The organism is Novosphingobium arvoryzae, assembly GCF_014652615.1.
In the GTDB taxonomy this organism is placed as follows: domain Bacteria; phylum Pseudomonadota; class Alphaproteobacteria; order Sphingomonadales; family Sphingomonadaceae; genus Novosphingobium; species Novosphingobium arvoryzae.
This window is the reverse complement of the sequence record NZ_BMZD01000001.1, coordinates 21,962-45,132: the sequence shown is the minus strand read 5'-3', so window position 1 is coordinate 45,132 and position 23,171 is coordinate 21,962. Positions and strand designations below refer to the sequence as shown.

The 23,171-nt window shown below is 63.1% G+C and carries 19 protein-coding genes and 1 pseudogene; 12 read left to right on the top strand and 8 right to left on the bottom strand.

The features are described 5' to 3' along the window. Nucleotide 1 precedes the first annotated feature (1 nt). From IE113_RS00195 to IE113_RS00185, 3 genes are all read left to right on the top strand, one after another. The gene (locus tag IE113_RS00195) at nucleotides 2–472 is read left to right on the top strand and encodes a disulfide bond formation protein B (RefSeq protein ID WP_189538416.1); all 471 of its coding nucleotides are present in this window, start codon (nucleotides 2–4) and stop codon (nucleotides 470–472) included. After that, entirely contained in the window at nucleotides 469–984 is a 516-nt protein-coding gene (locus IE113_RS00190; RefSeq protein WP_189538415.1) for a demethoxyubiquinone hydroxylase family protein, read from the top strand. The genes IE113_RS00195 and IE113_RS00190 overlap by 4 nt, the downstream gene beginning before the upstream one ends. 110 nt (nucleotides 985–1,094) lie before the next feature. Further along, a complete protein-coding gene (locus tag IE113_RS00185) occupies nucleotides 1,095–1,640 on the top strand; it encodes a hypothetical protein (protein WP_189538414.1) in 546 nt (181 codons plus the stop codon). Nucleotide 1,641: 1 nt separating this feature from the next. Here the strand turns inward: IE113_RS00185 and IE113_RS00180 are convergent, their stop codons facing one another. From IE113_RS00180 to IE113_RS16215, 8 genes are all read right to left on the bottom strand, one after another. Next, the gene (locus tag IE113_RS00180) at nucleotides 1,642–2,793 is read right to left on the bottom strand and encodes a glycosyltransferase family 4 protein (RefSeq protein WP_189538413.1); all 1,152 of its coding nucleotides are present in this window, start codon (nucleotides 2,791–2,793) and stop codon (nucleotides 1,642–1,644) included. 5 nt (nucleotides 2,794–2,798) lie between these two features. Then, entirely contained in the window at nucleotides 2,799–4,073 is a 1,275-nt protein-coding gene (locus IE113_RS00175) for a capsule polysaccharide biogenesis protein (protein WP_308430021.1), read from the bottom strand. Between the two features lie 5 nt (nucleotides 4,074–4,078). After that, nucleotides 4,079–5,656: a capsular polysaccharide export protein, LipB/KpsS family gene (locus tag IE113_RS00170; protein WP_229822016.1), complete on the bottom strand. Its 1,578-nt coding sequence runs from the start codon at nucleotides 5,654–5,656 to the stop codon at nucleotides 4,079–4,081. Continuing rightward, a complete protein-coding gene (gene kdsA / locus IE113_RS00165; protein ID WP_189538411.1) occupies nucleotides 5,653–6,492 on the bottom strand; it encodes a 3-deoxy-8-phosphooctulonate synthase in 840 nt (279 codons plus the stop codon). Before kdsA ends, IE113_RS00170 begins: the two co-directional genes overlap by 4 nt. Further along, nucleotides 6,492–7,295, bottom strand: coding sequence for a 3-deoxy-manno-octulosonate cytidylyltransferase (gene kdsB, locus IE113_RS00160; RefSeq protein WP_189538410.1), 804 nt, complete (start codon nucleotides 7,293–7,295; stop codon nucleotides 6,492–6,494). The genes kdsA and kdsB overlap by 1 nt, the downstream gene beginning before the upstream one ends. 8 nt (nucleotides 7,296–7,303) lie before the next feature. Next, nucleotides 7,304–8,302 carry a KpsF/GutQ family sugar-phosphate isomerase gene (locus tag IE113_RS00155; RefSeq protein ID WP_189538409.1) on the bottom strand — a complete coding sequence of 333 codons (999 nt, stop codon included), beginning with the start codon at nucleotides 8,300–8,302 and terminating at the stop codon, nucleotides 7,304–7,306. Nucleotides 8,303–8,761: 459 nt separating this feature from the next. Beyond that, a complete protein-coding gene (locus IE113_RS00150) occupies nucleotides 8,762–9,598 on the bottom strand; it encodes an IS3 family transposase (protein ID WP_229822015.1) in 837 nt (278 codons plus the stop codon). Then, a complete protein-coding gene (locus tag IE113_RS16215; RefSeq protein WP_229822014.1) occupies nucleotides 9,595–9,849 on the bottom strand; it encodes a transposase in 255 nt (84 codons plus the stop codon). Before IE113_RS16215 ends, IE113_RS00150 begins: the two co-directional genes overlap by 4 nt. 463 nt (nucleotides 9,850–10,312) lie before the next feature. Here IE113_RS16215 and IE113_RS00145 point away from each other — a divergent pair, with 463 nt between their 5' ends. The 9 genes and pseudogenes from IE113_RS00145 to IE113_RS00105 all read left to right on the top strand — a co-directional run. Next, nucleotides 10,313–11,473 (top strand): KpsE/RkpR family capsule polysaccharide export protein, encoded by a 1,161-nt coding sequence (locus IE113_RS00145; RefSeq protein ID WP_229822012.1) that lies wholly within the window; start codon nucleotides 10,313–10,315, stop codon nucleotides 11,471–11,473. A 2-nt stretch (nucleotides 11,474–11,475) separates the two neighbouring features. Beyond that, nucleotides 11,476–12,273 carry an ABC transporter permease gene (locus tag IE113_RS00140; protein WP_189538408.1) on the top strand — a complete coding sequence of 266 codons (798 nt, stop codon included), beginning with the start codon at nucleotides 11,476–11,478 and terminating at the stop codon, nucleotides 12,271–12,273. Further along, entirely contained in the window at nucleotides 12,270–13,670 is a 1,401-nt protein-coding gene (locus IE113_RS16370; RefSeq protein WP_189538407.1) for an ABC transporter ATP-binding protein, read from the top strand. The genes IE113_RS00140 and IE113_RS16370 overlap by 4 nt, the downstream gene beginning before the upstream one ends. Further along, complete coding sequence (locus IE113_RS00130) at nucleotides 13,667–14,533, top strand: FkbM family methyltransferase (protein WP_189538406.1); 867 nt, start codon at nucleotides 13,667–13,669, stop codon at nucleotides 14,531–14,533. Before IE113_RS16370 ends, IE113_RS00130 begins: the two co-directional genes overlap by 4 nt. Before the next feature lie 97 nt (nucleotides 14,534–14,630). Next, complete coding sequence (locus IE113_RS00125) at nucleotides 14,631–15,422, top strand: hypothetical protein (RefSeq protein WP_189538405.1); 792 nt, start codon at nucleotides 14,631–14,633, stop codon at nucleotides 15,420–15,422. Between the two features lie 3 nt (nucleotides 15,423–15,425). After that, nucleotides 15,426–16,292 carry a glycosyltransferase family protein gene (locus IE113_RS00120; RefSeq protein WP_189538404.1) on the top strand — a complete coding sequence of 289 codons (867 nt, stop codon included), beginning with the start codon at nucleotides 15,426–15,428 and terminating at the stop codon, nucleotides 16,290–16,292. Nucleotides 16,293–16,302: 10 nt separating this feature from the next. Then, nucleotides 16,303–19,665, top strand: a complete 3,363-nt coding sequence (locus IE113_RS00115) for an exostosin domain-containing protein (RefSeq protein WP_189538403.1) — start codon at nucleotides 16,303–16,305, stop codon at nucleotides 19,663–19,665. 100 nt (nucleotides 19,666–19,765) lie between these two features. Further along, the gene (locus IE113_RS00110) at nucleotides 19,766–21,586 is read left to right on the top strand and encodes a coiled-coil domain-containing protein (RefSeq protein ID WP_189538402.1); all 1,821 of its coding nucleotides are present in this window, start codon (nucleotides 19,766–19,768) and stop codon (nucleotides 21,584–21,586) included. A 192-nt stretch (nucleotides 21,587–21,778) separates the two neighbouring features. Next, nucleotides 21,779–23,171 (top strand): annotated as a pseudogene (locus IE113_RS00105) (hypothetical protein); the annotation flags it as partial.

Sequence of the window (23,171 nt, the reverse complement as noted above, 5' to 3'; positions counted from 1 at the left end):
CATGACTGCTGATGAACATCGCGCCCGCCTGCTGGCTCTGGCCGTGCCTGCCGGGTTGCTGGGTGGTGCTTATCTCAGCCAGTACGGCTTTGGACTCTATCCCTGCGAAATGTGCTGGTGGCAGCGTTATCCGCATTTCGCGGCGCTGGCGTTGGCCGGACTGGCGTTTGTCCGTCCGGCGCGGGCACTGGTCTGGCTGGCGGCGCTGGCCGTGCTGGTTAGCGGGCTGATCGGCGGCTTTCATGCGGGGGTCGAATATGGCTGGTGGGAAGGGCTGACCGCGTGCAGCACCGATCTGGCGGCTGGTGGCGGCAGCGCACTCGATGCGATCATGAACGCCCCGATCGTGCGGTGTGACGTCGCGCCCTGGTCACTGTTCGGGATCAGCCTTGCGGGCTACAACTTCCTCATTTCCACGTCGGCTGCGCTGGGAATCTTTGCGCTGCTGCGCCGTTCGGGAGACCCGGCATGACGCCATCACAATCCGCCCGGATGCTGCGGGTCGATCAGGCCGGCGAATATGGCGCGACCCGGATCTACGCCGGACAACTGGCGGTAATGGGCGACCGCAGCCCGCTGTCGGGCGAGATCGTCCACATGGCCGCGCAAGAGGCGGAGCATCGCGCGAAGTTCGATGCCCTGCTGGCCGAGCGCGGGGTGCGCCCGACGGTCCTGCAACCATTCTGGCATGTCGCCGGGTTTGCGCTGGGTGCGGCGACGGCGCTGATCGGGCCGAAAGCGGCGATGGCCTGCACGGCTGCGGTCGAGGAAGAGATCGACCGGCACTATACCGAGCAGCTGGAAGAACTGGGCACGTCCGATCCGGAACTGGCCGGCATGATCGAACAGTTCCGCGCCGATGAGCGCGACCACCGCGAAACCGCGCTGGCGCACGGGGCGGAACAGGCGGTGGCCTATCCGCTGCTGTCGGGCGCGATCCGGCTGGGTTGCCGGGTGGCGATCAAGCTGGCCGAACGGATTTGAGCGCCCACATTTGCGCGCAGGGTTTTGATTGGTCGCAAGGCGCGGGTCGGCTTAAGCTGGCATTCAGCGCGAATGGTGCCAATGGTGCCGGATATTTCAGGAGTATGCCGATGCGTTCGATGATCCTTGCCGCCGCCGCACTCAGCGCCGGATTGGCTATATCGGCACCGGCCGCCGCGCAATCCGCGCCAGAGCCCAAGGTCAATCAGCTGATCATCTATGGCGATGATCCCTGCCCGACCTCGCCCGATGATACGATCACGGTCTGCGCCCGCAAGGAAGAGGCGGAACGGTTCCGCATTCCTGAAATCCTGCGCCAGTCGTCCGCGCCTTCGAACGAGGCCTGGACCCAGAAAGTGCTGGCCTATGAAACGGTTGGTCGGAGCGGCACGATGAGCTGCTCGCCGGTGGGTGCGGGTGGCTGGACCGGTTGTTCCGGCAAGCTGATCGACGCGGCCTATGCCGAAAAGAAGACCGCGCCCGAAGTGCGCTTCAGCGAGCTGATTGCCGCCGAGCGCGAAAAGCGCCTGTCGACCATCGACAAGGATGCCGCCGAAACCCAGGCCCGCGTCGAAGTGCTGGAAGAAGAAGTGCTGAAACGCCGCAAGGCCCAGGAAGCGGCCGAATCCGGCGCGGACGTCCCGCCGGAGCTTTGAGCTAAAGCTCGGTCAGCCACACTTCGACCCGGTCGAAGTGGTCATCCCAGCTGTGCGGGCGGAATTGCGGGATGGTCGCCAGCTGCCGCTGCCGTTCGGGGCTGTCGCCCATAAAATCGCGGATTGCGGTTTCCCAGCCCTGCCCGTCCAGCGGATCGAGGTAGAGTGGTAGGTCGCCCGCGATTTCGCGGAATACCGGCTGGTCGCTGGCAATCACCGGGGTGCCGCGTTGCAAGGCTTCGATCAGCGGAATGCCGAACCCTTCGACAAAACTGGGCAGCAGGACCGCGCGGGCATTGTCGATCATCGCCAGCATGGTTGCATCGTTGCAGCGGCCCAGTTCGCGGACGTGGCCGCGCAGGCGCGGTGACCGGTCGAGCAGGGCAAAGACGTCGTCCGCCTCCCAGCCGCGCTGGCCGACCAGCACCAGTTCGGGGGTTTGATCGCCCAGCCGCGCGGCCAGCCGTTCCCAGATGTGCAGCAGCAGCAGGTGGTTCTTGCGCGCTTCAATCGTGCCGATAGTGACGAAAAAGGGTCGGGCGGGTGGATTGATCCGGGCCGGGGCCACCTGTTCATCCGCGCCGAGCCACGCCACGACGCTGTTCGGCATCGATTGCCCCTCGCTGGCGGCAAACGCGGCCAGCGCATCCAGCGTAGCACGCGAATTGGCAATCACACCGTGGGCGCTGGCCAGCGCGTGGCGCATCCGCGCCATGTGCCGCGCGGATTCGCCCTGACGGCAGAATTCGGGGTGGGTGATCGGGATCAGGTCATGGATCAGGAACACGGGGCGCAGGCGCCGCCGGGCCAGCCAGCCGGGCAGTCCGGGTGCGTCCAGCCCGGTGTGACCGATGTTGAGGTAGAGCTTGCCCGCCAGCGGTAGCCGCTTGCGGCGCAGCACGGCCTGTCCCAGCAGCCGAACCAGTCCGCGCCGAAAGCCGGGCCTGCCCCGGCAGAGCAGCGCAAACAGCGCGTCGCTGAGGTCGGCGGGCAGGACCATCCGGAATTCCTGCCGCTGGACCACGGCGAGCGAGCGGGCCCCGAACCGGTCGAGATAGGCCAGGCACACCCGGTCGATCCCGGTGGGCAGGCGGCCCGTCCAGACCCGCCAGATCAGGCGGCTGACGTCCAGCAGCAGTGGCCGTTCAGCCATCAGGATCAGGATTCCTGCCGGAAAAAGACCGGCTCCGCCGCCGCGACGTCATCGCGGCTGTGCCACGGACTTGGGCCGACTTCGGCCAGCAAGCGTTCAGTGCTGTTATGGACCAGAATCGCCAGTGCCGATTTGCTGGCCAGCCCGCCGCGCACCAGACAGCGGGCATGCAGCATCCGCTTGAACGCGTCGTAAAGTGTCGGGTTCGGGGCTTCCGGGGTGGTCCAGAACTGGTCCAGCCCGGACTGATGCGTCACCCCGCGCACGTCGTAAACTGCATCGCCCAGCACCACCACGGGCAGGCCGGCTTCCAGCGCCAGCGTGCCTGAGGTGCTGTTGACGCAGACCATGCCGACCGCGCTTTGCGCCAGTTGCTGCAAATCCCCACCGTCGATGTGATGGACCCGGCCTGACACACCCAGTCGCTTTGCGGCCCGGTCCAGCGTGCGGCGCCAGTTGCGGTACCCACTGTCGAGCGGGTGTTCCTTGACGACCAGCACCGTGTCGGCGGGGGCGAAATGGGCAAAGCTTTCCAGCACGTATTCCGCGGCGACCAGCATCGACCCGAACGGGGAATGCGCGCGGATCTGATAGTCCCCGGTGAGTTGCAGCGGGAACAGGAAGAAATTGCGGCCCGCGATAGCGGCCAGCGTTTCCTCGGCCTGCCGCTGTCGCCGCCGCGCCCGCATGAACTTGAGCAGCCAGCCGATTGCATCGAGCACCAGCGAGCCTTGGCGGTGGCTGCGATAGAATGGAAAGCGCAGCCGCCCGGTTACGACGTGGTGATAGTGCCAGTAACTGTCGCGCGCCCGGCGTTTGAAATCGGCGGTAATGCCGGGCAGGCGCGGGATGGGCGGCAGCCACCGGGCGGCGGCCAGAATGAAATCGGGATCGCGTTCCAGCGGCGAATGGCCGTTCACTCCGTCGCGTTCCAGCGTCATCCAGTCAGGCCGGATATAGCCTTCCTCGAACACGTGGATGTGCAGCCCGCGCAATTGCGCCATCCGCAGCGCGGCCTGGTGCATCGGGCGGCAATCGCCGAACACGACCACATCAGTGATCCGGTGTGCGCGCACGAACCGGTCGAAATAGAGCGGCCATGCCCCCGCCGTTCCGCGATAGGCGGTGGCGTCATCCGGCCAGTCATAGCGATCCCCGCCCGACAGGTTGATCCGGTGCGTTCCTGCCCCGCGCGCGCGCAAGGCTGCCGCGAGTTCGTGGAAGAACGGTCCCGGCGGGCCTTGCAGAAACAGGAATTGGCGGATGGGCGCGGGCGTCATCGTCATCATGCTGCCCCTGCCAGCCGTCGCCACGCCAGCCGCGCGCGGCCTTGCCACTGCCGCAGCGCGATCAGCGGCGAGGTGAACTCCGCTTGCCCCCTGGCCATGCGTCGCACCACCACTTCGGCCGGGCAGGGCAGGCGGGTGATGGGATCGAGGTAGCGCGGATAGAGCAGAAGCGCCCCGGCCACCAATTCATCCAGTGTGCGGCGGCGGGTCCGGCGCGGCGGGATCAGCGCCAGATCGCGAGTCAGGCCCCAACCGGCATAGAACGGCATCCCGTGCGTGGTCACCGGCTTGCCGCGCAGCAGCGCCTCGAACCCGGCGAGCGAAGTGATGACGTGAAGCGCATCGACCGAATCGATCAGTGGAATGATCGGGGCATCGGGCAACACCTCGTCGGCCAGCCCCAAGGCCTGATCCAGTGGCACGTGGCCCTTGCGGTGCCCGGCCATGACGTCAGGGTGGGGTTTGAACACGATCCATGCGTCCGGTTCCAGTTCGCGTGCGCGGGTCAGCAGGGCCAGATTGGTCATCCCGCCGCCGCCGCTTAGGATCGAGCGGTCGTCTTCCACCTGCCCGGTTACCAGCACCCGGCGGCGATTGTCCTCGGTCCGGGCAATGGCCGCGCCGCCCTGTCCGTATTTGCTGATCGCACCGCGCACCAGTTCTTCCCGCAGCGCCGCGGCCCGGGCGCAGAGGTCTGGTCCGATTTCAGCGGTTTCCAGCAGCATTTCCAGATCGCTCGGTCCAGCGGGATCAAAATAGACGCCCGAAAAATCGACAATCGCGGACAGCGGCGGCACGCAGTTCGCGCCAAGGCCAGTTGACCGGATCATGCCGTCTTCCAATTCACCTACGCCGCAACCGCGCGCGCCCAACTCGGCCAGCACTGCCGGGTTGGTGCGGGTTTTCCACGCGATTACCCGGCTGGCCGGGCCAAGGGCGGCAGGCACGCGGGCGGCGTGGCGGACCGGGCCGGTCCCGTCCCACAACACCGCGTCGAGCGTCTCGCGCTTCCACCAAGCGACGCCGAATACGGCGGCAATCGTCCGGTTGGCGTCGATCAGGCGGCGCCAGTCAGCCAGCAGGGCAATGGCGTCAGCCCCGGTCCAGTCCGCGCCGCTGAACGGATCGCGATAGGCCCAGTCACCGACCACGCGCGCGGCGACGGCGGCGGCATCGGCATTACATCCGTCAAAGCGGCCAGCGCCGAACAGGCGCAGGGGCGTACCGGAAAGGGCGGCGATCAGCGCCAGCTCCTGATCGGCTCCGGCCCACACTGCACGGGCTTGCCCGGCGATCCACCAGGGATCGGACCCGGCCGGAAGGGTGATTGCCGTCCGGCCCGCCAGCGCGGCCTGCATCTCGGCCAGTTGCTGCGGCGTGTCGGCGGCCAGTACGATGACGTCGCCGTCCGGCAGCACCGGCTGCGTGCCCCAAAACGTGCCGCCGACCTGCGCCCGGACCAGCGCCGCCGCGATCTCGGCTGGATCGGGCTGACCGGTGCCGGGGTGCGCCAGAGTATGGACCTGGCGCCCCGGAAACGGCGGAACGCGCAGGAAAGGCGGCAGCGTGTTCACGGCTGGGTAGCGCCCTTTACCACTGCATCGATGGCGGTCAGTTGCCGCAGAAATGGTTCCAGTTGCTCAAGCGGCAAGGCGCTGGGGCCGTCGCAGCGGGCCTGCGCGGGTTCGGGGTGCGCTTCCAGGAATAGCCCGGCGATGCCGACCGCGATGCCCGCGCGGGCCAGCGCGGCGGCTTGCGGACCGCGTCCGTCGGCGCTGTCAGGGCGCCCGCCGGGGCGTTGCAGCGCGTGGGTGACGTCGAAGATCACCGGCGCCAGCGGTTTCATCAGGTCGATCCCCAGCATGTCGACCACCAGATTGTTGTAGCCGAAACTGGACCCGCGCTCGCACAGCAGCACGCGCTCGTTCCCGGCTTCGGCGCACTTGGCGATGATGTGGCGCATTTCCTCGGGAGCGAGAAACTGAGGTTTCTTGACGTTGATCACCGCCCCGGTCGCCGCCATCGCGCGGACAAGATCGGTCTGGCGGGCCAGAAACGCGGGCAGCTGGATAATGTCGGCCACTGCGGCGGCGGGCGCGGCCTGATGCGGTTCGTGGACGTCGGTGAGGATCGCGACGTTGTGGCGGGCCTTCACTTCGGCCAGCAGCGCCAGCCCTTCGTCCAGGCCGGGGCCGCGAAACGAGTGGATCGACGAGCGGTTGGCCTTGTCGAAACTGGCTTTGAACACGAATGGGATGCCCAGCCGCGCCGTGACGTCAACAAAGTGCGCGGCCGTATCCAGCAGGATGTCGCGTCCCTCGATCACGTTCATGCCGCCGATCAGCACGAACGGGCGGTCGTTGGCAAAGGTGATGCCATTGGCCAGGTTGATCGCGGCAGGGGCGACCATCAGTTCAACCCCCTCTGGCGCAGCACGGCCTCGATCGCGGGGACGTCCTGCGGGTTGTTCAGCTCGATGCAGTCCCACGGCAGCGGATCAAACGGGACCATGCGGATCGGCTGGCCCATGTCGAGAAAGCGAAGCTGCTCCAGCCCTTCCAGTTCTTCCAGCGGGGCAGGCGGAGCGGCGACATAGGCCGCCAGTGCCGCCGGGCGATACGCATAGACGCCCAAGTGCAGGTGAACGTGCTGATGCGCGTCGGCGCGGCTTTCGGGCAAGTGCGGGATCACTCGCTTCGAAAAATAGAGCGCGCGGGCATCGCGCCCGAACACGACTGTCGTTCCGCCAACCCGTCCCGCCGCCTGATCGCTGATCAGGTGGCGATAGAGCGTGGGCGAACAGCGCACTGCCGGGGTTGCCATTGCGGCGCCGGCATCAGCAGCGAGTGCGGTTACCAGATCAGCCACAACAAAGCCGGGGGTCAGCGGCGCATCGCCTTGCAGGTTTACGACGATCGGCGCGACGTGACCCAGCGTGTCAAGCGCGGCGGCGCAACGTTCGGTGCCGTTGCGGCAGGAGGTTGGCGTCATCACGACTTGCCCGCCGAACGCTGCAACTGCCTCGGCAATGCGGGCATCGTCGGTTGCCACCCACACGCGGTCCGGCCCGGCGATGGCCTGCGCGGCTTCCCAGCTGCGCTGGATCAAGCTTCGCGCGGTGCCATCCGCCCCACGCAGGGTCGCCAGCGGCTTGCCGGGATAGCGGACAGAGGCGAAGCGCGCCGGGATCAGGATCGCAAAATCAGCAGGCATGGGGGCGGTCAGTTCAGGCCGACGCGCAGCAGGTCATGGATGTGGATGATGCCGAGCGGATAGGGGGCGGGAATCGATGCGTCTTCGACCACGAAGGCGGCGGTAATCTGGCTGTCGTTGAGGAACAGCAGCGCTTCGCCAGCCGGTATTTCAGCGGGCAGTACTTTGGGTGCGCGGGTCATCACATCGCGGGCGAACGCGGTGGTCAGCATTCCGAAGCGGCGGCGCAGATCGCCATCGGTGATGATCCCGATCAGCGCGCCGGTATCGTCCACCACCCCGGCCAGTCCGAAGCATCCGCGCGTCATGACCGAAATGACCTCGGGCATTCCGGCCATGTGGCTGACCAGCGGCATCCGGTCTTCGCCGTGCATGATTTCCGCTACGGGGGCCAGCGCCAGCCCGATCGACCCGGCCGGGTGCACCATGCGCAGCCAGCTTTTCGTGATGCCGCGCATGTCCATCACCGCCATGGCCAGCGCATCGCCCAGCGCCAGTTGCAGCGTGGTTGACGTCGTCGGAGCGACGTTGACGGCGCAGGCTTCGCGCACTTTGGGCAGGAGCAAGGTAACGTCGGCCAGTTCACCGACCAGCGAATTGCGCCGTGATGCCATGCCGATGATCGGAATGCCGCCCTTGCGGGCATAGTTCAGGATCGCGCGCAGCTCGCTCGTGTTGCCGGAATTGGACAGCACCAGCAGCACGTCGCCCCGCGCCAGCATCCCCAGATCGCCGTGCGCAGCCTCACCGGGATGGACGAAGATCGCCGGGGTTCCGGTGGCGGCGAAGGTGGCAGCGACCTTGCGGCCGATGTGGCCGGATTTGCCCATGCCAGTAATCACCAGCTGGCGGGCGGCTCCCTTGATGGTCCGGCAGGCCTGGACAAAGCTGTTATCCAGTGCCGCGTGGAGCAAGCCCAGCGCGTCCGCCTCGATCCGGACGACGTCCCGCCCGCGTTCGAGTATCTGGCTGGTATCCAGCCCGGCAATGGAAGTAACCTGATCCACGGTGCGACCCTTTCAACTGTTTCTCAGCAGAGCGGAGCCACCTAACACCTGGTCGCACGCTTGTGGAGCGGCGGCCCTGTGCAATCTGGCGCATTTGCGACAATGCGTTCATTACCCGCCACCAACCGCTTTAAAAATATAAGATAAATCCAGAATGAACCAATTGCGATTGGCTAGTTCACGGCGTTCCCCACGCTGACGACCGAGAACGCCATCGAGGAAACTCTACCTCTGAATGGTAACAATCAGGGGAGCACGTCAAATCCCGTCTGACGCATCCTCACCTCCAGTCAGCCGCACTGAATCAAATCAGACCGCCATTGGCTATGGGTTTTTGGAGATGCTGACATGACCCCCAGCTTCCCCCAGCTTGGATTAGAGCCGGGCGTTTGTTTTGCGCATCAGCGCGTTTGAAGCAATGGCCTGCGTAGCGGAGCCCGTAGGGCGTAGCGAAGTAGGTCATTGCTTGTCGAGTTCGGCGGCGAACGCCGCCGGGGTTGTGCAGCCAAGGGACGAGTGCGGCCTCTCCCGGTTGTAGTCCTCGACCCAGGCAGCGATCTCGACCCGTGCATGGGCAAGGTTCATGAACAGGGTCTCGTTCAGCAGTTCGTCGCGCATGCGGCCGTTAAAGCTCTCGACGTAGCCGTTCTGCATCGGCTTGCCCGGAGCGATGTAATGCCACTCCACGCCGATCCGACCACACCATGCGAGCACGGCATTGCTGGTGAGTTCGGAGCCATTGTCGCTGACGACCATTCCGGGCTTGCCCCGCTGGGCAATGAGCCGGGTCAGCTCGCGAACGACGCGATGCCCGGAGATCGAGGTATCCGGCACAGCAGCCAGGCACTCCCTGATCACGTCATCGACCACGTTGAGGACCCGGAACCGCCTGCCAGAGGCCATCTGGTCATGAACGAAGTCCAGGCTCCAGCGCTGGTTCGGCAGGGCCAGCACCGGAGCTGGTGCTCTGGTCCCGACAGCACGCTTGCGGCTGCGTCGCCCCCTCACCGCCAGACCTTCCTCCTTGTAAAGCCTCTGGGTCTTCTTCCGGTTGATCATCACGCCCTCCCGGCGCAGCAGGATATGCAAACGGCGATAGCCGAACCGGCGACGCTGGTTGGCCAGCCCACGCAGCTTCTCGCGCAGATCGGCATCATCGTCGCGTGTGGAACGGTAGCGCACGCTCTTGCGATCGGCATCGATAACACGGCACGCCCGTCGTTCGCTCATCCCGTGGCACGCCTGGAGATGAGCGAGAGCTTCCCGCTTAGCGGCGGGCGTCACCACTTTTTTCAAAGAAGATCCTTCAGCGCCACGTTGTCCAGCATCGTGTCGGCCAGCAGCCGCTTGAGCTTCGCGTTCTCGCTCTCGAGTTCCCGCAGCCGCCGGGCCTCGGATACCTCCAGCCCGCCATACTTCGACTTCCAGTTGTAGATCGTCGCTTCCGACACCCCGTGCCGTCGGGCCAGGTCGGCGGTCTTCGCGCCGGCCTCGGCCTCCTTCAGCACACCGATGATCTGCTCCTCTGTAAACCTCGTTCTCTTCATCTCGTCCGTCCTTCTGTCAGGGCCGGACTCTAATCGAGACTGGAGGAAAATCAGGGGGTCACGTCAGCCGACCTTCACTTCGCCGTTGACACAAAGATTGAACGAGGGTTATCATTATCAAATACACCATGTATCCAAACATGGAATGTAAGTTGCAATTCGCTACCCAAAATTAAAATTGTCCTTCAATGTCTAGGTTTAGCATTTTGTTTTTTTTAGGGGGCAGCTTCCAGATAATCGGCAGCTTACAGCATGAACTGATTGTGGCCCATGAGTGCCTGGCTAAGTTGCAAGCCCACATCCGCGGAAACCTCTGGCCCCCCTCGGTTTGCCTCCTGTTGCTGAACCTTGAGGGTGTCATCGCAGCGAAATCGGAGCATCTTCCAGATAGCGATTTCGCTGCAACTTTGCCCGGGGCTGGAAGATTGGCTTTCGGCAGATGAAGCCCATACCTGATCAGCTGTTGGCCGAACCTGGTCGCGCGCATGGCGAGGCTACCGGCGAACCGACAGATGTCGTGCGTCGCAGCCTGCTGCAATGGTTTCGGGGGTTAAGCCCGCTGTTTGCGGGGTTAGTCATCGTCCCGACCCTGCTGGCCAGCCTCTATTTCGGGTTCCTCGCCAGCGAGGTCTATGTCTCGGAAAGCCGCTACATCGTGCGCAGCCCGTCGAAACCCAACCTCTCGCCGCTCGGCATGGTGTTGAGCGGCGGAAACATCGTCGGCGCGAGCGAGGAAAGCGAGGCGGTGATCAAATTTCTTGGCTCGCGTCAGGCCCTTGAGACGATCAACCAGGACGGCTACGTAACGCGCGCCTGGGGCAACGGGTCGATCTTCTGGTTCGACCGCTTCGGCTACTTGGGCAAGGACACGGGCGAGGATCTGTTCGAATACTTTCTCGGCAAGGTCACAGCCAATGATTCGAGCAGTACAATGGTAACAGTGCTGACCGTCAAGTCCTTCGATCCGCAGAGCGCGCAAACAATCAATCGGCGGCTGCTCGAACAATCCGAAGTGCTCGTCAACGAACTTTCCGATCGGGCGCGGCGCGACTCGATCGCCTTTGCGGAGACCGAGCTGGCCCGTGCGCGGCAGGATGCGCAAAATGCGGCGTTGGCACTAGCTGCCTTCCGGAACCGCGAGGGCGTGATCGATCCTGAATTGCAGGCCAGCGCCGGACTGCAGATGATTGGCAAGCTGCAGGACCAGCTGATCGCCTCCCAGACCCAGCTGCTGCAGATGCAGACCTATACCCCCCAGGCCTCCCAGATCCCCTATTTGCGCACACAGATCAGCAATCTTGAACGCGAGATCGCGGCGCAGACCGCGCAATTGGCGGGCGGGCGCGGCTCCCTATCTTCGGCTTCCGTTCGCTTTCAGGAACTGCGCTTGGCGTCTGAATACTCCGAAAGGCAGCTCTCGACTGCACTCTCGGCCTATAAGGAGGCACAAGCTGAAGCCCGGCGTAAGCAGGCATATGTTGAGCGGATATCTGAGCCGAGCCTGCCGGATGATGCCGCCTATCCCCGCCGTCTGCGCAGCATCCTCGGTACCTTCGTCCTCGGACTGCTGGCCTGGGGCGTGGCCTCAATGCTGCTGGTCGGCGTTCGCGAGCACCGGGATTGACCATGGCGATCGCTGCCCAAACCTCTCTAATCGCCAACCTCGGGGTGCAACGCCGGGTGTTGGGCGCGCTACTCTTGCGCGAACTGCTGACCCGCTACGGGCGCCATAACATAGGCTTCCTGTGGTTATTTGTGGAACCGATGCTGTTCACCCTCGGGGTGACCGCGCTGTGGACCGCGACCAGGTCGCTACACGGCAGCAACCTGCCGATCGCAGCCTTTGCGCTGACGGGCTATTCCACCGTCCTGCTATGGCGCAACATGCCCGGTCGCTGCATCGGCGCTATCGAGAGCAATATGGCTCTGATGTATCACAGGAATGTCCGAGCCCTGGATATCTATGTGGCGCGGATCATAATCGAATTCGCCGGCGCGACCATGTCGTTCTTTACCCTGTCGCTGGTGTTCATTGCGAGCGAATTAATCAAGCCGCCAGAAGATTTTCTCACCGTAGCCGGCGGGTGGATGCTGACAGCGTGGTTCGGGGCGGCGCTGGCGATCACAATTGGAGCCTTGAGCCAAGAGTACGAGCTGGTCGACAAGCTCTGGCACCCCGCCTCTTACCTACTCTTTCCCCTGTCGGGCGCAGCCTATCTGGTATCCGCGCTGTCGTCCGCGGTCCGCGAGATCGTCCTCTACATCCCGATGGTGCACGGGGTTGAGATGATCCGGGACGGTTATTTCGGCTCCCAGATCGAGCCAATATATGATCCCGGCTATGCCATCATCTGTTCGCTGGTGTTGTCGGTCGCAGCTTTAATTCTGGTCCGCTGGACCGAGAAACGACTGTCCCCGCGATGATCACAGTCAGCAACGTCACCAAGCATTATCGCACGCGCACTGGTCCGAAGCGTGTGCTCGATGGAATAAACTTGAAACTCACAAAGGGTGAGCGGCTCGGCGTGCTGGGCCGCAACGGCGCGGGTAAATCAACTTTGATCCGGCTGGTGGGAGGGGCAGAAGCGCCGACTTTCGGCAAGATCACCCGCGAAATGTCCGTGTCTTGGCCGCTGGCGTTTGGGGGCGCATTTCAGGGCAACCTGACTGGGATCGACAATGTGCGCTTTATCAGCCGGCTCTACAACCAGGACCCGGAGCACAACCTCGCCTTCGTTGAACAATTCGCAGAGCTCGGCCAATATCTGCGCGAACCGGTGAGCAGCTATTCGTCGGGGATGCTGGCGCGGTTGGCCTTCGCAATCTCGATGATCATCGAGTTTGACTGTTTCCTGATCGACGAAGTGGCCGCCGTCGGCGATTCCCGCTTTCACGAGCGCTGCAATTACGAATTGTTCGATCGGCGTAGCGACCGGGCGATGATGATCATCTCGCATGATCCAGGCTACCTGCGCGATCACTGCAACCGCTTTGCTGTGCTCGATCAGGGCCGCCTCACCACGTTTGCCGATCATGACACGGCGCAGGATCATTTCCTCGCCCAGATGCGCTCGTCCGTGGTGGTCAGGGCGGTGGCGCAGCCATTCTCGCGGCGTCTGGCGGCGATCGATTCGCTACGCCGCGTGGCCCATGCCGACGAGCATTTCATGACGCTAGTTCGTCAGGCCGATGCCGCGCGCGATCGACACGACTGGACTCTGGCAGAGGCCGGTTATGGCGAGGCGCTTGCGCTTCACCCCTATGAGCGTTCTTACTGGGTGCAGCTTGGCCATGTGACGCGCGAACAGGGGTGTCTGGCGCGGGCCGAGATCGCCTATCGCACCGCCTGCGCCTATGGTGAGCCGGTACGGGTGCTCGCCCCCTTCATCACCGCAGTCGCGCCGCCGGGCAGCAGCACGCTGAACAGCCCGATCGCGGTGCCGGACGGTGGCGATACTCGGCGACAACCGCCCGGCTATGTCGATCTCGCGCTGCTGGCCGCGCTTGCCCGCGGAACCGATGGCATCGCGGACGAAGAGGCGCTTGTCTTGCTTCGCGAAGGGGGCAGTCTCGAAACGGTGCTCGCCCGTATGATGAGCGAAGCGCCTGCTGGGGCGGCTTTGCCCCAGCAGGTGGCCCTAGTCCCCGGCGGCTGGGCGGTGCGGTCCGACTGGCGCGACGATCTCGCCAGGCTCGTCGGGGCGGAGCAGGACGCGTTCGACGCGGCACTCTCCCGCGGAGAGGAACCGCTGGCTGCCCTCCGCTCGGCCGGAGGCTTGGCCGAATGGATCATTCCTGTGCGAGACACAACCACCGCATGAGCAATATCAGATCAGTCCTGCTCGAGCAGAACCGCCCCGCTGCTGAGGCGCACTTTGCTGCGAACACGCGTAGCGAGTATCTCGGCAACGGTACCTTGTTGTGCAAGATCCTCGGCAATCTCAGGATGTTCGTCCTCGGGGACGACATCGGCTTTTCCCCGCACATGATCTTCGACGGGTATTGGGAGTTCTGGCTTACCCGCTATTTCGCCGCGGTGATCCGTCCGGGCGACACCGTGATCGATGTCGGCGCGAACCTTGGCTACTACACGGTGCTGGCCGCAGATCTGGTGGGTCCGAGCGGCAAGGTTGTCGCAATCGAACCCAATCCGGCGGTCTTCCGCCGCCTTGCCGCCAGCATCGCGCTCAACGGTTTCGGTGCGCAGACCAGCGCCCGCAATGTTGCGCTGGCGGGGGCGGGGGAGAGCGGCACCCGTCCCTTCTTCGTGCCCGAAGGCGAACCCAAGAACGGCCGCTTCCTCGCGCCGCACGAGACGCCCGAAGGGCTGGCCGGACATGGCAGCGTCTTCGATGTCGCGCTCGGCAGCATCAACCCCGACGAATTCGAACGCGTCGACCTTATAAAGATCGATGTCGAGGGGGCGGAACTGGCGGTGCTCGATCACCTGCGCCCGGTGCTGCAGAAGTTCCGCCCCAAGGTGATCTGCGAAGTAAACTTCCGCCGCGGTTACAGCTATGATCGACTGGTTGCCACTCTCGGCACCGACCGGTTGAAGCATCTCGATTTCCACAGCAAGTTGCATCCCCTCACTCGCGAGATGTGCGAGACGGAGCAAATGGGCGAGGATTGGCTGTTGTTCGTGGATTTTGCCGATAGGCAAATCAGCCGCGGGGAAAATTGACATAAGTTTCGTTTGCTAATCTTTTTCGAAGTAGGGTCAGAACAAAGAATTTGCAAAATAAAACACACAAAATGCTGGTAATTGCTTGGAGCGAATAATGGCCGTTATCTTCGACGAAAATGCCATGAGAAGTGAAATGGCTGGCTTTCTCGAACTCTACGAAAGGCGACCAATCCAGCAAAATCAGGGCGGGATGGGTCCGACCCACCTGTTCGGTCTCTATACCCTGCTTCGGAAGATCAAGCCGAAGTTTGTGATCGAAAGCGGCGTCTACAAGGGGGCTGGAACGTGGCTGATCCGATCGGCGCTCCCGGAAGCGGAGATCTTCTGCTTGGACCCCAAGCCAGCCTCTATCAGCTGGAAGGACCCGCAGAGCCATTATCTCGAACGCGATTTCGCTTGCGTAGACTGGTCGAGACACATCGACGACATGTCCGAGTGTCTGCTGTTCTGCGACGATCACCAAAATGCCATTCGCCGGATTCAGGAATGCTTGTGGTTCGGCGTTGGCTATGCGGTGTTCGAAGACAACTATCCTACCGGGAAGGGCGATTGTTACACACTGAAGACTGCATCCGAAGGCGGTTCATTTCCGATCCCTGACAGCTTCAACTCTTACGAGCGTTCAGACTACAACTGGCGGTGCGCCAAGAGGTTCTTCGAATTCTACGAGGAAATGCCGCCGATCTGTATCCCCGAGCAAACACGCTGGGGCGACATCTGGACTCAGGACAAGTTTCACACCCGCGCGCCCCTTTTCGCCGACCCGCGCGACCCGCATGTTGCGGCGCAGTTTCTGAAGGACGCAGGTGCTTACACTTGGCTTTGCATTGTCAAATTTCGCCAGCAATTTCAATTGCACTCATCTTCTGCGGGGGGGGTGATTTGATCCGTGAGTAAGCCATCGAGCCTCGATAAAGCTAGCGGTTGCGGAGTCATTTACGCCGTAACGGGAAGGCATTTTTTCGAAGAGGCCCGAACCTCGATATGCTCCCTGCGTGTCCACCACCCTGAGTTACCTGTCCTGGTCATCATCGCAGGAGAGGTCGAGACAGCGAGGGAGGTCCTTGAAGGCATTGAGCATGTCGATTTTCTCGACCTGAGGGACCGAGTGATCGAGGAGGGGTACAATCTCGACAACAAGATGGAGGCAAGCCGCTGCCTCAAGACAAACGTCATGTTGCATACCCCCTTCAGGTATACTCTTTTTCTCGATACTGACACTTTCGTACGAAATTCGATTGCGGAAATATACCATTGTATCGGTTTCGATAATTCCGAGGATCAGCCGGACATTGTCGTTACTTGCGAGCCGATTACTAAACTCTCGCAAAAAATTGAGAGCGATGGTCGGCCTCGGGCGACCACTTTGCAGAGCCTAAGCAACGAAGATTATTTCAATTCCGGTGTCTACGCATTCAACGAGGCGACTGTGAAATCTGGATTTGCGTCGACATGGCGCGATACTTTCAGAAAGCAGTCCTCTATTGCTGCGAATGATACGGTCTCGGAATGGAAACGTCTGTGTGATCAGACTGCTTTTAATACCTCCCTTAAGGCATATCCGGGATTTCGTAAAAAGATATTGAGCAATGCAATTTGGAATGCACAATGTAAAATCCTGAATGAACTCATTAAGCAAGGCAAGTTCGAAGACGTCCGAATTTTGCATTGCAAAATGGCGCATGTCTATGGCGGAGCATCTTCAGACCTTCTTTTGCGAAGCGAATACATCCGTTCATTTTCGCTAGCGGATTGACTGGGCGCACATGACCTCGACAATCCACATCGTCACCCCTTGCATGAACATGCGGTCCACCATCGACCGGACGATCCTCAGCGTGGCGACGCAGGAGGGCGATTTCTGCATTCGCTATCATGTCAAAGATGCCGGCTCGACCGACGGCACCCGCGAGCGGTTGGAATGGTGGGCGGCGGAGCTGGCCGGCGGGCGTTTCCCGGTGCGCTGCGAGGAAATCGACTTCACCTGGTCGGACGAGCGCGATGGCGGCATGTATGAAGCGATCATCCAGGGGTTCCGTCATACCGCCGCGGGCGAGCATGACTGGATGACGTGGATCAATGCCGATGACATCCTGATGCCCGGTGCGCTTGCCTTCGTGGCCAATGTCAACCGGCAGTTCCGGTCCGATCAGGTCTCCTGGCTGGGCGGGGCTGCGTGTGTGTCGCGGGACAATCACCCGATCACCGCCTATGACCGGGTGCTGCCCCGCGATGTAATTCGCGCCGGTCTGTGCGACGGGACGCATTGGGATTTCTTCCAGCAGGAAGGCACCTTCTTTCGCCGCTGGCTGTGGGACTCGGCGAAACCCGAAGAATCCATCAGGTCCATGCGGCTCGCCGGGGACTGGAACCTCTGGCGCCTCTTCGCCCAGCAGGCGAGCTTCGTGCAGTGGGCGATTCCGCTGGGCTGCTTCACCGTCATGCAGGGCCAGCTTTCGGCTAGCCAGCGGGAACGATACCTCGCGGAAATGGATGACGTGGTCCCGCGCGAGGAGCGGGCGGCAGCGTTGCAGTCGCTCGGCGAGGCCGGTCAGGTGGTGCGGCGGCGGTTCAAGAGCCGCTATGCCGACGGCCAGCTCACCATCCAAGAGGAGGCTATGTCCGCGCCCCTGGCAGAACGGTGGCGCAAGGTGTTCGACCGGGAACTCCTAGCCCCGGCCAGCCAGTTTGCCGACCGGGTGCTCGCGGTGGGCGACCTGACCCCGAAGGAGACCGGCCTACCCGAACTGTCCACGATCGTTCGGCAAACGGGCGGCGTGGTGGCCTATGATCACGGCTGGCAGTTTCCCGCCATCACCGAACAGCACGCCTATCACCGCGTCCGCGATACCCTGATGCTGCCCGAAGGCGTGATCTATGTCGGCTACCCCTGGGCAACGCTGATCGACAAGCTGCAATCAAAGGCCAAGGATGCGCGTGCCTATCTGCGACAGTTCCGCAAGTTCTGCGAATTGCTACCCGCCGACACGATCCGGATCACCGTTTGCCAGCAGATCTACATGCGCGACTATCTTGCGCTGTTTGCCGAAGCCGGGATCCATCATGTGTTCTGGACGCATGCGACCCCGCGAGATGTGCAGGATGCGGCCTGCGGTGCCGTCCGGCCTGCGCTTCATCCCTTCCCACTCTATCCGGTGCAGGTTGTCGAGGCACTGGCCGGCGCTGCCCTCGCCGCCGACGGCGCGCAGCGGCGGTTACTGTTTTCCTTCGTCGGCGCCCGGGCCGACAAGCATTACCCGCGCCAGACACGCAATTTCATACTCGACCTGCTGGACAAGGACTCGCGCGGGTTTGTCGCCGGGCGGGCCAACTGGTTTTACGAAAAGATCGTCTATCATCATCAGGTCCACCAGTTCACCGATGCCCGGCCCGAAGCTCTGATCGAGGAGGATCAGGCTGTGCAGTTCCGAAAAGTGCTGGAGGAGTCGACGTTTTCGCTGTGCCCGGCCGGTACGGGGCCGAACTCGATCCGGCTATGGGAATCGATTGGCGCGGGCGCGATCCCGGTCATCCTGGCCGAAGACTGGGCACCACCGGGCAACCGCGCGCTGTGGGATGCCGCCTGCCTGTTCCGACCCGAAACCACCGAAGCCGTCGCCGCCCTGCCCGACGAATTGGCTGCGCTGGCCGCAGATCCCGCTGCACTGGCCGCCCGACGGCACGCGCTGCGGCAATTGTGGATGCTCTACGGGCCGGGCGGTTTCGTGCATGACATCCACACCCTTGCGCAGGCGCTTACCCCCGGTGAAGTGCGTGCCGAGCCTGCGCAGGTCGCACCGCAATCGACCGGGGATGCCGCCCGCGTGCTGTCGCGCCTTGCGGGCCTCATGCTCGTCGATCACCCCGAGGCAGCGATGCTGATGACCCCGGAGCATCCGCTCGCGCAGCAGGCCGCCGAGGCGCTCGATCTGGTCGAGCCAAACCATCCGGCGCGTTGCCAGTTTGAAGCTGTCGCTGCCACGCGCGGTACGGCGATCGCGCCGCGGCGCCGGGCGCCGGCGGTGCTCTGTCGCGCGGTGCCCAAACTGCACTATTTCGGTCGCCATGCTAATCGCACGCCGCTCAGTTACGAACCCTTCCTGCGCGAGATCGGCGGTCAGATCGCCTTTGTGGATCGGCCCGAGGATGCCGATCTACTGCTGACCGGCTTCAATCTCGATTTCCGCGATGCAGCCGCGGAGCTCGCCGAGTTGCGCGCTGTCCAACCGGCGCTCAAACTGCTGGTCCTGTCGGAAGAGCCGCTTTGGGATATCTACTGGAGCGCCGGGTTCATGGAGACCGAACGCCAGCTGGAAAACGGTATCGACTACCGTTTCCTCAACCACGAGAATTCGGCCATCTTCGACTTCGATCGCTACCCCTATTTCGCATTGTCGACTGACAGTTTCGCTGCGACCTATGCGATGCGCCTGGAGGCTATGGCCCGGCTGTCGACCTCGGCGTTGCTGGAGCAATGGGAAACGGCGGCGGTGCCGGCCGCGTTTTTCGCCGAACATCGTACCGCCAACGGAGCCGAGCCTTCCGCGCCCGACCGCGAGTTCTGGGGCATGAGTGCGCATCGCACCCAGATAGCCGAAGCCGTGCGCGATCTATTGCCCGGTAGCCTGTGCGTCGGGAAAGGCTGGGGGGAGCCGAAGCTTCGACAGGAATTGGCCAGTTGGCACCTCGACAAGCTGGCGACGCTGAGCTGCCGCACCCGCATCTGCTCAGCGATCGAGAACACGCACCAGAACCGCTACATTTCCGAAAAACTTTTCGATGCCTTTGTGGTGGGCGCGATCCCGGTCTATTGCGCTGGGCCGCGGCACCGGGCGGTGGAGCTAGTACCCGAACAGGCAATGATCAACATCGCTGGGCTGGACGCTGCCGCCGCAGCTCAGCGTATTGTCGACTTTCGTCCCGATGCCGCCTTTGCTGAGGCGTGGCGTGAAACCGCAGGCACTCTGGCCCGTCTGTTTGCCGATAGCGGCGCGCTACGGGCCGAGCGTATCCGGATCGCCGAAGCCTGCCTGGAAGCCGTCCACCAACAGCTTGATGCAGCGGCCATGGCACCAGACTTTGCCCAGCAAGGGATAAGCGTCGCGCAATGCAATGTTAAATATAAATAAATATCTGCAAGAAGGTATACCGCCGCGCTTGATGCGTGGGCGGTCTGCCGTTAAACGTCGGTCGATAATCCCTGCGATGCGTTTGAAGTAAGGCTCCGCCATGTCCGGCACTTCCGTTTCCAATCATTTGGCAAAGCCACACGCGAAGAAGCGCAAAGCTCCGGCACGTGCGGAACAGCGCAGGGACGCACCGGGACTGTTCCTGACAGCGGATGTGACAGCCGTGCTCGAGCAGCAACTGGGCGCAGCCGGGTTTGCGTTGGCGCGGTTCGGCGGTGATGCTGTGCGGTCCGCGCTGGATGCGTCTGGCGACAAGGCTGCTGGTCCGCTCGGGATCGTATGGAGCGGACCGGAACGCGGCATCGTTGCGGCTTTACTGGAAGGTGCCGATCCGGCCCTTTCGCTCGAGAATTGGTGCGCTGAGGCAGAGCAGGTTGTCGGTCTGTTCCGCCGCTTTCGTCGCAAGCTTGTGCTGATTAACGACAACAGCTTCGCCGACCCCTCCGCAGATGCCGAGCGCGAGGCTATCCTCCAGCGGTTCGACCTCTCAGGCATGGCGCTACAAGTGACACGCGAGCCAACATCGGGCGATGCCCGCGAGGAGGGCGGGGTCAGCGCCGCACATGCTGCGGCCATGACCTGGTTGACTCGTGTCGCGATCACGCACCATCCCCGGCTGAAAGGCCTGCTCGCGGAGCTTTCGGCTTCCAGTATCATACCGTTAAGGGCCGCCGATGTGGCGAAGGTCGGGGCGGTGCAGGCCTTTGCTGCGCTTTCCGCCCTTCACGAAGAAGGCAATAGATTGCGCGGCGCAGCGGAGCTGGCGACCCAAGAAATGGTTGCGCTGACTCAACGGCATGAGCAGGAACTCCGGGCAAGCCGCTCCGAACTAGATGCGCTGCGCCTTCGCAGCGAAGAGAGAGAAGGTGAGTTCGCCGAGGAAGCCCGGGCGTTGAACGTCGAGATCGCCGCTCTCCAAGAGGAGCGCGATGCCGTGCGGGAAGAGCGTGATCTGCTGCGCCGGCAGGCTGAACTGGCGATGCGGGAGTTGGCCGCCCTTCACGAAGAAGGCAATAGATTGCGCGGCGCAGCGGAGCTGGCGACCCAAGAAATGGTTGCGCTGACTCAACGGCATGAGCAGGAACTCCGGGCAAGCCGCTCCGAACTAGATGCGCTGCGCCTTCGCAGCGAAGAGAGAGAAGGTGAGTTCGCCGAGGAAGCCCGGGCGTTGAACGTCGAGATCGCCGCTCTCCAAGAGGAGCGCGATGCCGTGCGGGAAGAGCGTGATCTGCTGCGAGAACAGATTTTGCTGAACATCAAAGATCTTGATGATCTGGATGCATCCGCGCGCGCTTATTGTGCTTCGGTAGAGGAGTTGACCGTCAAGCTGGACCGGCAGAGTGACAAGCTCACTGCCCTCACTGACGAGAACGCCGCGCTGCAAGGTAACCTCATCGCCTATGCCGCGCGCGCCGAGGCCGAGGCCGATCTTGCGATGCAGGGATTCGATCAGTCCGGACGGTTCATGGATCTGATCGAACGGGTTACACTCGGCACCGGCGTCGAGCGGTCCGACGGTGTGATCAAGCTGTCTGCCACCAGCGCGCAGAGCCACGGGATTTACGGACCCTATCTCACCCTCGCCCCCGGCAAATACGAGGTTTGCGTCGCGTTCTCGATGACGCCCCGCGGTTTGGGAGAACCGGTGGCCGTGATCGAAGTTGTGCACAATGTGGACGACGTTCTGGCAATGCGCCGATTCGAAGGTTCCAAGCTCAAGTCGCAGCATTTCATCATGCGCGAAGTCGTCACGATCCCTCCGCACACCTCTGAAGCCGATCGCCCAGAGTTCGAGCTGCGGCTGTGGACTGATCAGATTAAGCAGGCTGAGGTTGGTCTGGCTTATGTCAGGAGGCTGTGATCATCGCCGCCATACGCCTCACCCAGCCCTGCGGTAATGGTGGAACGGGGCGCGCACGGGAAAGCACATGATCTCACTGCAGGATCAAGCTAAGGGCGATCTGCAAAAACAGATGTATAGCATCGAACAATCCGCCGCCTGCGCATGGCAAAACCTTAATGACATGAGGCAGGTATGGTAGCCGCCAGTGAAATGAACCCCGCGACCAGCGTTCTGGTGCATATTGGCACCGATAGCCGCGCGCGACTTGCCGAATACCTCCACAGCGCTGTTTCCCGTATCGTGCTGGTCGAGCCGCTCGAGGAAGAGGCCGCGCTGCTTGAGGCGGATCTTGCCGGCGATGAGCGTGTGCAGGTGGTTCGCGGTTTCGTCGCGGAGTGCGGGGGCGAAGCCGAGTTGCGGCGCTGGAACATGGACGGTCTCGTCAGCCTCCGCGAGGCGACTCCGCTGTTGCTGGAACTGCTGCCTGGTCTCAGGATCACGGCACGCGAACAGATGCCCTTGTTCACGCCGCCGGAACTGCTTGCGGCAGCGGGCATTGATGGGGCGCAGATTGATCTGGTGGTGGAGTTTTCGGGCGCGGAGCAGGACTTCCTTGCGACATGGCAGGCTCACGGTCTGCTGGAAAAAACCAAGACAATTCGGATCCGTATCGCGGAAGAGCCTTTTTTCGTAGGGGCGACAAGCCGCCCCGTCGTTGAGGCATGGCTGGTGGATGCCGGCTATGAGGTGGTCGACCGCGATCTGAGCGATCCCGACTGGCCGGTGCTGCTCCTGCGCGCCGATGATGCCGGTCGCACGCTGAGGGCCACTGAGGCACGGATCGCGGCGCTAGAAGAGGCGCTTGCGGAAACCGAAGCCGCGCAGGCCGCGCGCGACAAGACCCTGAGCGCACGTGAAGAGGCGCTCAAGCTGGCGGAGGACCGCGCCAAGGAACTTGAAAAGGCGCTGGCCCAGGCTGTCGCAGCCCAAACAGCTCGGGACAAGGCCGTCGCCAAGCGTGAGGCAAACGCCATGAGCGAGGTCGAAGCGGCGCGCAGAGCTGCCGACGAGCAGGCGGCACAACATGCGCAGCAATTGGCTGAGATTTCCGCCGCCCGAAAAGCGGCAGAGACAGCGCTCGCCGAGCTGACTGCGTCGCGGGACGCAGCGGTGAAGGCCGGCAAGGACACCGGGACGGCGCTCGAAGCCGCGACGGCGCAGGTGGCACAGCGCGATGCAGCGCTTGCCGAGGCTCAGGCGCTGCTCAAGGCGAAAACCGCAACCATCGCCGAGCGCGATGCGGCGCTAATGGCGGCCGAAGAGCAGAAGGCCGAGCTTGCGCAGCAGCTCGCCGAGCTGACTGCGTCGCGGGACGCAGCGGTGAAGGCCGGCAAGGACGCCGGGACGGCGCTCGAAGCCGCGACGGCGCAGGTGGCACAGCGCGATGCAGCGCTTGCCGAGGCTCAGGCGCTGCTCAAGGCGAAAACCGCAACCATCGCCGAGCGCGATGCGGCGCTAATGGCGGCCGAAGAGCAGAAGGCCGAGCTTGCGCAGCAGCTCGCCGAGCTGACTGCGTCGCGGGACGCAGCGGTGAAGGCCGGCA

Coding starts and splice junctions, on each gene's coding strand:
- IE113_RS00195 (WP_189538416.1), top strand. CDS start 2: ATGACTGCTGATGAACATCGCGCCCGCCTGCTGGCTCTGGCCGTGCCT.
- IE113_RS00190 (WP_189538415.1), top strand. CDS start 469: ATGACGCCATCACAATCCGCCCGGATGCTGCGGGTCGATCAGGCCGGC.
- IE113_RS00185 (WP_189538414.1), top strand. CDS start 1,095: ATGCGTTCGATGATCCTTGCCGCCGCCGCACTCAGCGCCGGATTGGCT.
- IE113_RS00180 (WP_189538413.1), bottom strand. CDS start 2,793: ATGGCTGAACGGCCACTGCTGCTGGACGTCAGCCGCCTGATCTGGCGG.
- IE113_RS00175 (WP_308430021.1), bottom strand. CDS start 4,073: ATGACGCCCGCGCCCATCCGCCAATTCCTGTTTCTGCAAGGCCCGCCG.
- kdsA (WP_189538411.1), bottom strand. CDS start 6,492: ATGGTCGCCCCTGCCGCGATCAACCTGGCCAATGGCATCACCTTTGCC.
- kdsB (WP_189538410.1), bottom strand. CDS start 7,295: ATGCCTGCTGATTTTGCGATCCTGATCCCGGCGCGCTTCGCCTCTGTC.
- IE113_RS16215 (WP_229822014.1), bottom strand. CDS start 9,849: ATGAAGAGAACGAGGTTTACAGAGGAGCAGATCATCGGTGTGCTGAAG.
- IE113_RS00140 (WP_189538408.1), top strand. CDS start 11,476: ATGGCGATCGCTGCCCAAACCTCTCTAATCGCCAACCTCGGGGTGCAA.
- IE113_RS16370 (WP_189538407.1), top strand. CDS start 12,270: ATGATCACAGTCAGCAACGTCACCAAGCATTATCGCACGCGCACTGGT.
- IE113_RS00130 (WP_189538406.1), top strand. CDS start 13,667: ATGAGCAATATCAGATCAGTCCTGCTCGAGCAGAACCGCCCCGCTGCT.
- IE113_RS00125 (WP_189538405.1), top strand. CDS start 14,631: ATGGCCGTTATCTTCGACGAAAATGCCATGAGAAGTGAAATGGCTGGC.
- IE113_RS00115 (WP_189538403.1), top strand. CDS start 16,303: ATGACCTCGACAATCCACATCGTCACCCCTTGCATGAACATGCGGTCC.
- IE113_RS00110 (WP_189538402.1), top strand. CDS start 19,766: ATGTCCGGCACTTCCGTTTCCAATCATTTGGCAAAGCCACACGCGAAG.